This is a genomic window from Pseudoalteromonas sp. C2R02 (assembly GCF_018860845.1).
GTDB lineage: Bacteria > Pseudomonadota > Gammaproteobacteria > Enterobacterales > Alteromonadaceae > Pseudoalteromonas.
The window spans coordinates 49,346-60,646 of record NZ_JAHKQC010000057.1 but is presented as its reverse complement, the minus strand read 5'-3'; the positions used below and the strand labels follow the sequence as shown (position 1 = coordinate 60,646).

Here is an 11,301-nt window from a genome sequence, read left to right as displayed (position 1 = left end):
TTCCTAAAAGGATTGAGTGAACAGATTTTAATGAGACTCTAATTTTGTGTCACTTCGAAAAGTGACTTTAGAACTCAATCTGCAAGAGTGCCCACACAGATGATTACTTAAATTTTTAAAGAACGTTTCAAGCTTTTTGGCTAGTGCCGTTTCGCTTGGGGTGTGCATAATACACCGTGATTATTTTGAGTCAAGACTTAATTTAAAAGTTTTTACAAAATTTTAAATCTAGTTTTAATTAACTCTACCAACCTAGTCGATGTCGCTACATCCCTTTAAGAATATTGCTTGCCGTCTGTGTCGGTGGAGGCGCAGTATAGAGAGATTCTATTTCAGCGCAAGTGTTTTTTAAAATAAAGTTCAAAATAATGTTTGTTTGAATAAAAAGTAAACTCAACGGTTATTATTACATCAAAATAGCGATGATATGCTCATCGAAATCATTATTTAGTTATGTATTTTATATTTTAGTCACAATTTTATTGCGAAGTTTAAAGATAAGGTTAAGATAAGCTCTACTACGATGTTAAATTAATGTTTAATTTGTGTATTTGGTATATAAAATGAAATCATCTAATCAAAAATCTATAATCTTTTCTATTATCTTGGCTGTTATTGGCTTTGTCTTAGCAGAATTTCTATTAGCCAGTGTCTTAACTAGTCCTGCAATCGCCCTTGCTTTAGGGTTACTTCTTGGTGGTATCGTCATTTCGTTTATATCTACGGATGAAGATGAATCTAAAATTGAAACTAAAACTTTATATGTAGGTAATCTTCCTTATCGTGCAAATGAAGGTGTTGTCAGAGAATTATTTGAAGAACACGGTAAAGTTTTCACAGTACGTTTATTAAAAGATAAAAATACAGGTAAACGCCGTGGCTTTGGGTTTGTTGAAATGGCAGCTAAAGATGCTGACTCTGCTATTACGTCTTTAAACGATGCTGAATTTCAGCAGCGCACACTAAAAGTAAGAGAAGCAAAACAAAAACAAGAGAATAATGAATCTACAGTAAAAACTGAATCTAGAGATCAATCAGTTTAATTACTTCTACTCTTTGTTTGGTATTTTTAATTGGGGCCGTTGCGTAAAATCGCACCGGCCTTTTTATTTGTTGTGATTTTTGATCTTTTATATTTTGCGGCAATACATCAATTACTCTATTTGCGATAGCATTTCCCGAATCAATTAATTCAATATCCATATCTAACGCTTTATGTATCTCTGATGATAAAATTGGAAAGTGTGTACAGCCTAAAACTAAATAATCAATTTCTTTGGAGATATTTAAATTCTCAACCTCTTCCTTTAATGCGAATTGATTTACTTCACCCCGCCAAAATTTATGCTCTGCTAAAGTCACTAAATTTACAGAAGCATATAAATGAACCTCAATACCATTAGCATGATCTTTAATTAAGTTTTGTATATATTTATTATTTGTAGTTGCAGGTGTTGCTAATAAGCCTATTTTTTTGGTTTTGGTTTTACTTGCTGCAGGTTTGATTGCAGGCACAACACCTACAATAGGAATATCTGTATGAGAACGTAATAAACAAAGACTTTGTGTACTTGCTGTATTACAAGCAACAACGATGAGATCTATCGGTTCAAAAGATTCTTCAACCGTTTTAAGTTTTTGTAATAACCTTTGTTGCAATACTTTTGATTCTAATTCACCGTACGGTAAATATAGATTATCCATTAAATAGCTATAGTTAGCATTAGGGAATGCTTTTTGAATATGTGCTAATACAGATGTACCACCAATACCCGAATCAAAAATAACAATATGCTGCAAAGGTAAAGCTCAATAAATATAAGAAGACATACTATTGTGACATTATACCTTTGCTAGCTCAAGAAACTGAGCTAGTTTGAAAACTTTAAGACTGGATATCACTATCTGACTTTTCAATCTCTGGTATTTCATTGTCAAGTAAAGCAAGCTGATCAAATAATGATTGGCTATATTCTATAAATTTATCAGCCTGCTCTCTTTCTTGATTCAACCACTGTAAGATCCCAGCTAATTCATTTTCAATAGATAACGGCTTAGCCTGCTCATATGCCTTCTCCAAACCTTCATTAAGTGGCGCGAGCTGCTTGGCTAAATCAACCCCTGGCATATTGGAGCGATATTCTTTAACACTGACGAGACTCTCTGTTTGTTGTAAATTCATTGAAAATGCTGCGAGTTGGCTCGTGTCCATATTAATTTTACTCGCCTGTTCAAATGCATCTTCCAATGAACCAGAGAAAAAATCATCACTGACTTTTTGTAAATCAGACATAAGCGCATTTATCGCTTCTTGCTCTTCTTCATTTAAATCGCCATTAACTTCAAATGAAAATGCAGCTGAATATGATTTTGAATCTTGGTATGCGAATGATTCACTTTGATTGTTTGACTGATAGACTGAAGCATTTTGATGCTGATAATCTGAATTAAAACTAATACGAATTTCATCGCCTTCTTGAGTTTTTATTGTTAAATCAGCACTGTTTGATAAATTATAACTACTTGCTTGAGCATAATTTACTGATGATGCTTTTGGTGTTTCTAACGCACTTTCAAATTCATCTAAACCTTTATTCATCAGTTCTGAGCTTTTAGCAATGCCCTCCTGTATATCATCAGTCATTAAACCAGAATCTTCTAGCTCTTCAGATGCTTCTTTTATACCTGTTTCAATACCGCTTCTTGCTTGATTAAGAATATCTTTAAGTTTGTCATCTGACGCACCATTACTTTGCGCATTTAAAACAGCTGTTTTGACAAAACCTAAAACATTTTTTGCGACTTCTTCAAAATCAAATAAAGACTCAGCTTTATTAGCTGAAGTTGGCGGCATGGATAGAGAGTTAGATAACTTATCTTGCATAACTCTTGAGGCAATTTGGGTATTTTTTGAAAACTGCACTGAACCAGACATTTGAGAGTGCTCTTGTGCTTTATCACTCTTTTTGAACAACTGATTAAATAACGATGCGGGTTGAAACCCAGAAGAACCAATTTTCATGACTTGCTCCAATTCAGTGTCTTTATTGCTTATCGGCAATTTACGTCAATACTAAAGTATGAATTAATAAAATATTTAAATTTATATAGACAAACTAATATCACTCCATAAAATAGCGCGACCAGCTCAGACGAGAAAACATAATGGCTATTATTGAAATTGACGAAACTACTTACGATTCACAACTAAGTGAAAAAGAAATCCGAATTCAAAAGCAATTTGAACAATTCGGAGTTAAAAAATTAGAAGTTTTCAACTCTGAGCCAAAACATTATCGCCAACGTGCCGAGTTTAGAGTATGGCATGAAGGTGATGATTTATTCCACATAATGTTTAATCAAGAAACCAAAGAAAAAATCCGAGTTGAACATTTTGAACCAGCTGCACCTATCATTTACGACTTAATGCCTAAATTAATTTCATTATTACAATTCAATGAAATTTTAAGACGTAAGTTATTTCAAATAGATTATTTATCAACTCTAAGTGGTGAAGTATTAATAAGTTTATTATATCACAAGCCTTTAGAAGATGAGTGGTTAGTCGCAGCAGAAGAATTAAAAGCAACTTTAAGCAAAGAATTTAATGTTGATATTATTGGTAGAGCACGAAAGCAAAAAATATTACTAGGTAATGACTACTTAGTTGAAAAACTTAATGTGGCAGGTAAAGAAATTACCTATCAACAAGTAGAAAATAGCTTTACACAACCCAATGCAAAGCTAAATCAAAAAATGCTAGAGTGGGCGTTAGATATTAGCCAAAATTTAGAAAATGATTTATTAGAACTATATTGTGGTAATGGCAATTTCTCTATCGCGCTGGCAAGTGCATTCGATCGTGTATTAGCAACTGAAATTTCAAAATCATCAGTAAAGTCAGCACAATTTAATATTGCTGAAAATAACATTGATAATGTTGATATCATCCGCATGTCCAGTGAAGAGTTCACGCAAGCGCTTAATGGTGAGCAAGAATTCACTCGATTAAATGGTATCGATTTAAAGAGTTATAACTGTCAAACGATCTTAGTTGACCCACCACGAGCGGGTATGGATGAGAAAACAACTACTTTAACGCAAAACTACGATAATATTATTTATATCTCTTGTAATCCAGATACATTAGAAAGAGATTTAAAGCAATTAACCACAACACATAAAGTTGAGCGCTTTGCTATTTTTGACCAGTTTCCATATACACACCATATAGAATCCGGCGTATTTTTAACGCGAAAATAACTTAGTCTTTTTTAGGTGCTGCTTTTTTACCATAGATTGCAGCGCCTTTAGCAACATACCTTAATTGCCAAACTAATCTATCAACCAATTCATCCCTTTGTTTCTTATCAATATCTAAAGCCTCAGCTCCTGCATTAAATACCAAAGTAACCATAGCTTCCGCTTGAATGTAAGCATGATCAGCATCACAATTTGTTTCGTTTTCTAGATAATGAGCCAGCTCTAAAATAAAGTGTTTTATTTCTCGAGCTACTGCACTTCTAAATGCAATTGAAGTACCTGAACGTTCACGTAGCAATAATCGAAACTGATTACTCGAGTTTTCAATAAACTCCATAAAAGTATGAATTGAAGTATGTATTACGCTGCCTTCGCTTTTTATTCTTCTTCTCGCTTGGCGCATTAACTGCCTAAGTGTTAACCCCGCTTCATCAACTAAAGTTAAACCTAATTCATTCATATCTTTAAAGTGTCTATAAAAAGAAGTTGGTGCGATACCTGCTTCTCGAGAAACTTCTCTTAAACTTAAATTGGATAAACTATGCTCTGCGCTCAATTGATTGAATGCCGCTTCAATTAGGGCAAGTCTTGTTCTTTCTTTTTGTTTTGCACGAACGCCAGCCATAGCTACCTCTATAAATTTAACTTTTGTCTTTCTTTTATCTACTTAGACAAGTTTCACAAGTCAGAAGTCTAACATAACTACTAGGTAAATTCGTTTTTACTCTATCGAATAACTTGACTAAAAGATAATTTACTACTATTTTAGCGCACAGTTGTACGCTCAAATAAACTAATTTAAATTATTAACGAAGAAGACAAATGAAAAAACCACCATTGATCTGGGCAAACGTCCTATTTTTTACACTGACATTTATAGCCGCAATCATTTTAGTGCCTCTATATGGCGTAATGGTTGGATATACCAGCACAACTTGGTGGGCATTTATTGCTTGTATGTTTTTTGCCGGGTTATCAATAACAGCAGGTTACCACAGATTATGGGCTCATAAAACTTATGAGGCACACCCTGTTATAGAGTGTATTTTTGCCATCGGTGGTGCATTTGCAATGCAAAATAGCGCACTTCACTGGAGCTCAGATCATAGAATTCATCATGGCCAAGTTGATGATCCCGTTAAAGACCCTTACGCCGCAACTAATGGTTTTTGGTATAGCCATATAGGTTGGATGTTACGCAATTATCAAGGTGATCAATATGGTAATTACAACAATGCGCGAGATTTACAAAAAAACAAAATAGTCATGTGGCAACACAAGTATTATTTCCCGCTAGCATTTTTTGTTAATGTATCTATCCCATTATTGTTAGGGATCATATTTGGTGATGTGATTGGCATGTTACTATTATCAGGATTATTAAGACTGGTGCTAAGCCAACATTTTACTTTTTTTATTAATTCAGTCGCACACATCTGGGGAACTAGACCTTATACTGAATCAAATACGGCCAGAGATAATGGTATTTTAGCTTTTTTCACCTATGGTGAGGGATATCATAATTACCATCATATTTTTGCCAGTGATTATAGAAATGGTATAAAATGGTATCAGTACGACCCAACTAAATGGATGATCAAGTCACTTTCATACTTTGGTCTTACAAAAAAACTTAAAACGATTTCGATAGATCGCATAGAAAAAGCAAAAGCTGAAACGCAACTAGCTGCAACAACCAGAAAATTATCACAATTTTCTGTCACTCAAGACAAGCTAGACTTGTTGCAGAGCGAATACGAATTATTAATCAAAAAATTACAACATTACGCAAAACTAAAAAAACAATTGCTTGAAGCTAAAAAAAGTACCATATTGCAACAATATGAAAAACTAGCTTTAAATAAACAGTACCAAGAGTTTGAACAGGCTTGGCAGCAGCAAAAACAAGCATGGCTTGATTTAAACATCAAGTTGCTTAATGCTCGGTATAGTTAACTAAAATACCCCAATCATAGGCTTTAAGGTTATGATCTGGTTATTTTTGTTTCAAGCGAAATAATTGAGGATAGCCAGTGGCAAAGCAAAGTAAGTCTAAAAAGGCACAAGAAGAAGTATCATATCAATTTGATGCCATAATTATAGGCACAGGCCCTGGCGGTGAAGGCACCGCCATGAACTTGGCTAAAAGTAAAAAACGTGTCGCCGTTATCGAAAAACAAGAATCTGTTGGTGGCGGTTGTACACATTGGGGCACAATCCCATCAAAAGCACTACGTCACTCAGTAAGTCGATTAATCGAGTACAATCGTAATCCGCTTTTTAATACTCAAGAATCTAGAAACAAGCTTACTTTTCCTGATATTTTAAGCCATGCTGGCAATGTTATTTCTAAGCAAGTTAACTTACGTACTAGCTTCTACGATAGAAACCGCATTAGCTTATATCACGGAGAAGCTTCTTTTGTAGATCAACATACAATTCAAATTAAAAAGCCTGATGGTTCAATAGAATTACTGACAGCTGAAACAATCGTAATTGCAACGGGTTCTCGCCCATACCATCCACCACAAATAGATTTTGATCATAGCCGTGTTTACGACAGTGATACTATTTTAAAACTAAAACACGACCCAAGACATATCATCATTTATGGCGCAGGTGTGATTGGCTGTGAATACGGTTCTATTTTTAGAGGCCTTGGTTCAAAGGTAGATTTAATCAATACCCGTGATCGCCTACTGGCATTTATGGATGCTGAAATTTCAGATGCATTAAGCTACCACTTCTGGAACAGTGGCATCGTAATTCGTCATAATGAAGACTTTGATAAAATCGAAACACGTGATGACTGCGTAATAGTACATATGCAATCAGGTAAAAAAATGCAAGCTGATTGCATCTTATTTGCGAATGGCAGAACAGGTAATACTGATACTTTAAATCTACAATCAGTGGGTTTAGTTGCCGATGGCCGAGGTTTGTTAAAAGTAAATGAAAGTCATCAAACGGAAATTAACAATATATATGCTGTGGGTGATGTCATTGGTTATCCAAGCTTAGCAAGTGCTGCTTTTGATCAAGGTCGTATTGCTGCTGATGCAATTGTTGATGGCCACTGCTCAGCTAAATTGGTTAGTGACTTGCCTGTTGGCATTTATACTATTCCTGAAATTAGTTCGGTTGGTAAAAATGAGCAAGAACTAACGATGGCAAAAATACCATATGAAGTAGGTAGAGCACAATTTAAACATTTAGCAAGAGCACAAATTGCAGGTACTGAAGTCGGTAGCCTGAAAATTTTATTCCATATCGAAACCAAAGAAATATTGGGCATACATTGCTTTGGTGAGAGAGCGACTGAAATCATTCATATCGGTCAAGCAATTATGGAACAAAAGAATGGCGGTAATAATATTAATTACTTTGTTAATACCACATTTAACTACCCTACAATGGCTGAAGCATATCGTGTTGCAGCATTAAATGGTCTTAATCGCTTGATAAAGTAATATCACCATAAAAAGTAGGTACTAATTGTGCCTACTTTTCAATCTAACTATTGTATCTGTGTAAAATTATTGTAAACTTAATTGTATAACAACAACAATAATTAGGCTGGTGCAAAATGAAAAGTAAAATGAAGCTATTAACTATAGCTCTATCACTTTGTTCTACAAGTGTTTTAGCTGATTTTTCATCAGCCAACAAAGATTTACAAAATAATAACTTTGCAGCGGCCGCAAAAGAATTTACAGCTTTAGCACAACGTGGTCATTCAAAAGCACAATTCGAATTAGCACAGCTTTATGAAAAAGGCTTAGGTGTAGAAAAAGATATCACAACTGCATATGCTTGGTACTTACTTGCTGTAGATTTTAAACACCCTGAAGCTAAAGAAAAGTACCGTAATTTAAGAAGAAGCATCCCCTCTAGAAAAGAAGGCAAACAGGCCTACCTTGCTCTTAAAAATAAATATGGCAGTCAAAAGCATAAATCTCTTTATGAACCTGATTTAAAGCGCACTAACTTTTACCCAGCTCGAGCTAAGTTAATCGAAAAAGTAGAACCGCAATACCCATCAGACCTTGCTGCACTTAATAGCGCCTGGGTCAGCATATCTTATAATGTTGATGAAAGTGGTCATGTGGAAGATGCGCGTGTATTAGCGTCATTCCCTAAGGGCGCATTAGATGAATATGCACTTGCAGCCGTTAAACAATGGCAATATGAGCCTCAAGTAAAACGCAATGGTGAGCCAGATCGTGCTCATGATTTAATTACCACTTTTAAAACAAAAAGCCAAAGCTCTAAAAACCATAAACAATATAAAAAACAGCTTGCACAATACACAGATAAACTAAAAGCGCTTGCTATTAAAGGAAATAGCTATGCACAAGCACGCTACGCCTTAATGCTAGAACAAGAAGTAATAGAGTCAACAAAAGGCGAGCATATTAATTGGTATTATAAAGCAGCCGTTAATGGTAATTACGATGCCCAATTGCGTTTAGTACATTGTTTTGAAAATGGTGAAGGTTGCCAACCAAGTGAAGACAAAGCATTTGCTTGGTTAATAAAAGCAAGTGAAACACAAAATGCCAGAGCCCAATTCCAATTAGCGACAACATATTTAAATTATGAAAGTGTGCATTACAATGTTAAAAAAGCCGCTGAACTCTTAAAACTTGCAACATTACACGAATACTTCCCTGCTATGGTTGAATACTCAAGATTATTAGCTTTTTCTGATGAAGCAGGTATTAGAGATGTTTCATCTGCAATCAAATATGCAGAACTGGCACGTTCATTAGATGCAACAAACCCAACATTATTATCAGTATTAGGCGCAGCATATACTGAAATGGGTCGTGTACAACAAGGTGATACGTTATTACGCCAAGCGTATGATGAAGCCAAAAACCGTAACTGGCCAACGAAGAACTACTTAGATTTAATTGAAGGCGGAGAAGCTGCTATGATGGCAAGTGGTGCAAGTTTAAGATTAAATAACTAAACATATTTTAGTCATGTAAAGTAATAAAAAAGGAGAGCTTAGCTCTCCTTTTTTATTACTATTGTATCGCCTTATTTATGATAAGGCTTACTTAGCTCATGTACTGAGTTAATAAATACGCCTGCATTTTCTGGTGTTACATCTGGTGTAATACCATGACCTAAATTAAATACATGACCTGTGCCGCCTTCACCAAATCCTTCAAGAATTGTTTTAACTTCTTCACGAATACGTTCAGGAGATGCATGTAACATTGCAGGATCCATATTACCTTGAAGTGCAACTTTATCACCAATACGGCGCTTTGCATCAGCCATATCGATTGTCCAATCAAGCGCTACTGCATCACAACCTGTTGCAGCGATATCTTCAATCCACATGCCACCATTCTTAGTGAATAAGGTTACAGGAACTTTACGACCATCATTTTCACGAATAAGGCCTTTAACAATTTTATCCATGTAAGCTAATGAGAATTGCTTGTAATCTCTTGGTGTTAAAATGCCACCCCAAGTATCAAAAATCATTACTGATTGTGCACCAGCTTTGATTTGTGCATTTAAATATAAAATAACTGAATCAGCTAATTTATCTAATAACATATGCAACATTTTAGGTTCAGCAAATGCCATTTTTTTGATTTTGCCAAATGCTTTACTGCTTCCGCCTTCAACCATATAAGTTGCAAGCGTCCAAGGTGAACCTGAAAAACCAATCAATGGAACTTCACCTTTTAATTCACGACGAATAGTACGCACAGCATTCATTACATAGCCAAGTTCTTGCTCTGGATCAGGCACTGGTAAGTTTTCTACATCTGACATACGTTCAATAGTACGTTCAAATTTAGGGCCTTCACCTGTTTCAAAATAAAGACCTAAGCCCATAGCATCAGGAATAGTCAAAATATCACTAAATAAAATAGCGGCATCTAAAGGGTAACGACGTAATGGCTGTAATGTTACCTCACAGGCAAACTCCGCGTTTTTACATAAACTCATAAAGTCACCAGCTTCAGCACGTAATGCGCGGTATTCTGGTAAATAACGACCTGCTTGACGCATCATCCATACAGGCGTTGCATCTACTGGTTGTTTTAATAAAGCACGTAAATAACGATCGTTTTTCAATTCACTCATGTAAGTCTCTTTTAGCTGATTAATCCCAACATTTTATAAATTTTAAAATGACTACTGCAGGATGTCTAAGTTATATGACTATATTAACACTTAGAGCTCAAACCCTCTATGTGTAAGATCAAGGAATATAAAACAATCACAAAATAAAAGGTTGCTACAAGGATAACTATTTGTTATAAATTTGTATATAGATTAAAAAACAATAAGAATCTCGGATAAACGAGACAGTTACAAAATTCAGGCCACCAATCTTAGTAAAATAAGTTGGTGGTTTTTTATTTTTAACAATCAAGATAAAAAACCAGTGTTTTTATAAATTCAAATAAATCATTTAGTTACATTTAATTATGAACTTATTATTAAAAATAGGTTGATCTTTTGCTTATATTTCATTCTTATAGAGGTATAGTAAGAGCAGGGAGAATAATTATGCTAACACAACTAGAAAAAGCACAACAAGAGTGGGGTGGTTCTCATTCTGTTATTGACTCATGGTTAGAAGAACGCCAAGAATTATTGGTATTATATTGCAAGTTAGTTGGATTACCTCCTTTTAACCGCAATGAACACGCACTACCAGAGCAAGCTCACATTCAAAAGTTTTGCCAAATATTAATGGATTATTTATCGGCGGGACATTTCGAAATATATAATAATATAGCCAAAGCCTGTGAAACAAAAGGTGAGCAGAGCCTTGCTTTAGCACAACAGCTATACCCAAAAATATCAGCATCAACTGATATTGCTTTATCATTTAATGACAAATATGCTGAAACAAAACAAGGTAGTACACTACCAGATTTTGATTCTGAGCTGTCAAAACTAGGTGAAATCCTTGAACAAAGATTTGAATACGAAGATGAATTAATTGATAACCTTTATTCAAATCACTAGCCCTCTTACAATCAGACATAAAAAAAGCGA

10 protein-coding genes are annotated in these 11,301 nt (G+C 34.8%); 6 read left to right on the top strand and 4 right to left on the bottom strand.

All coding sequences use genetic code 11. The annotated features are described in order from the left end of the window. Window positions 1-563: 563 nt before the first annotated feature. Window positions 564-1,043, top strand: a complete 480-nt coding sequence (locus KO527_RS25730; RefSeq protein WP_216043096.1) for an RNA-binding protein — start codon at window positions 564-566, stop codon at window positions 1,041-1,043. Here the strand turns inward: KO527_RS25730 and murI are convergent. Both murI and KO527_RS25720 read right to left on the bottom strand, forming a co-directional pair. Beyond that, window positions 1,024-1,800, bottom strand: coding sequence for a glutamate racemase (murI, locus tag KO527_RS25725; RefSeq protein WP_216043095.1), 777 nt, complete (start codon window positions 1,798-1,800; stop codon window positions 1,024-1,026). The genes KO527_RS25730 and murI overlap by 20 nt on opposite strands. Window positions 1,801-1,885: 85 nt before the next feature. Continuing rightward, window positions 1,886-3,022, bottom strand: a complete 1,137-nt coding sequence (locus KO527_RS25720; RefSeq protein WP_216043094.1) for a DUF5610 domain-containing protein — start codon at window positions 3,020-3,022, stop codon at window positions 1,886-1,888. 143 nt (window positions 3,023-3,165) lie between these two features. Here KO527_RS25720 and trmA point away from each other — a divergent pair, with 143 nt between their 5' ends. Beyond that, on the top strand, window positions 3,166-4,263 hold the full coding sequence (trmA, locus tag KO527_RS25715) for a tRNA (uridine(54)-C5)-methyltransferase TrmA (RefSeq protein ID WP_216043093.1): 1,098 nt from the start codon (window positions 3,166-3,168) through the stop codon (window positions 4,261-4,263). 1 nt (window position 4,264) lies between these two features. Here the strand turns inward: trmA and fabR are convergent, their stop codons facing one another. Continuing rightward, window positions 4,265-4,888 carry an HTH-type transcriptional repressor FabR gene (gene fabR / locus KO527_RS25710; protein WP_042151431.1) on the bottom strand — a complete coding sequence of 208 codons (624 nt, stop codon included), beginning with the start codon at window positions 4,886-4,888 and terminating at the stop codon, window positions 4,265-4,267. A gap of 197 nt (window positions 4,889-5,085) precedes the next feature. On the opposite strand from fabR, the gene KO527_RS25705 reads away from it, so the two are divergent. From KO527_RS25705 to KO527_RS25695, 3 genes are all read left to right on the top strand, one after another. Continuing rightward, a complete protein-coding gene (locus tag KO527_RS25705; protein WP_216043092.1) occupies window positions 5,086-6,219 on the top strand; it encodes a fatty acid desaturase in 1,134 nt (377 codons plus the stop codon). 77 nt (window positions 6,220-6,296) lie between these two features. Continuing rightward, the gene (sthA, locus tag KO527_RS25700; protein WP_216043091.1) at window positions 6,297-7,733 is read left to right on the top strand and encodes a Si-specific NAD(P)(+) transhydrogenase; all 1,437 of its coding nucleotides are present in this window, start codon (window positions 6,297-6,299) and stop codon (window positions 7,731-7,733) included. Between the two features lie 116 nt (window positions 7,734-7,849). Further along, entirely contained in the window at window positions 7,850-9,238 is a 1,389-nt protein-coding gene (locus KO527_RS25695; protein WP_216043090.1) for an energy transducer TonB, read from the top strand. Between the two features lie 71 nt (window positions 9,239-9,309). Here the strand turns inward: KO527_RS25695 and hemE are convergent, their stop codons facing one another. Next, the gene (hemE, locus tag KO527_RS25690; protein ID WP_216043089.1) at window positions 9,310-10,377 is read right to left on the bottom strand and encodes a uroporphyrinogen decarboxylase; all 1,068 of its coding nucleotides are present in this window, start codon (window positions 10,375-10,377) and stop codon (window positions 9,310-9,312) included. A gap of 429 nt (window positions 10,378-10,806) precedes the next feature. Between hemE and rsd the strand changes: the two genes are divergently transcribed. Next, window positions 10,807-11,271: a sigma D regulator gene (rsd, locus tag KO527_RS25685; RefSeq protein WP_216043088.1), complete on the top strand. Its 465-nt coding sequence runs from the start codon at window positions 10,807-10,809 to the stop codon at window positions 11,269-11,271. The last annotated feature ends 30 nt before the right edge of the window (window positions 11,272-11,301 follow it).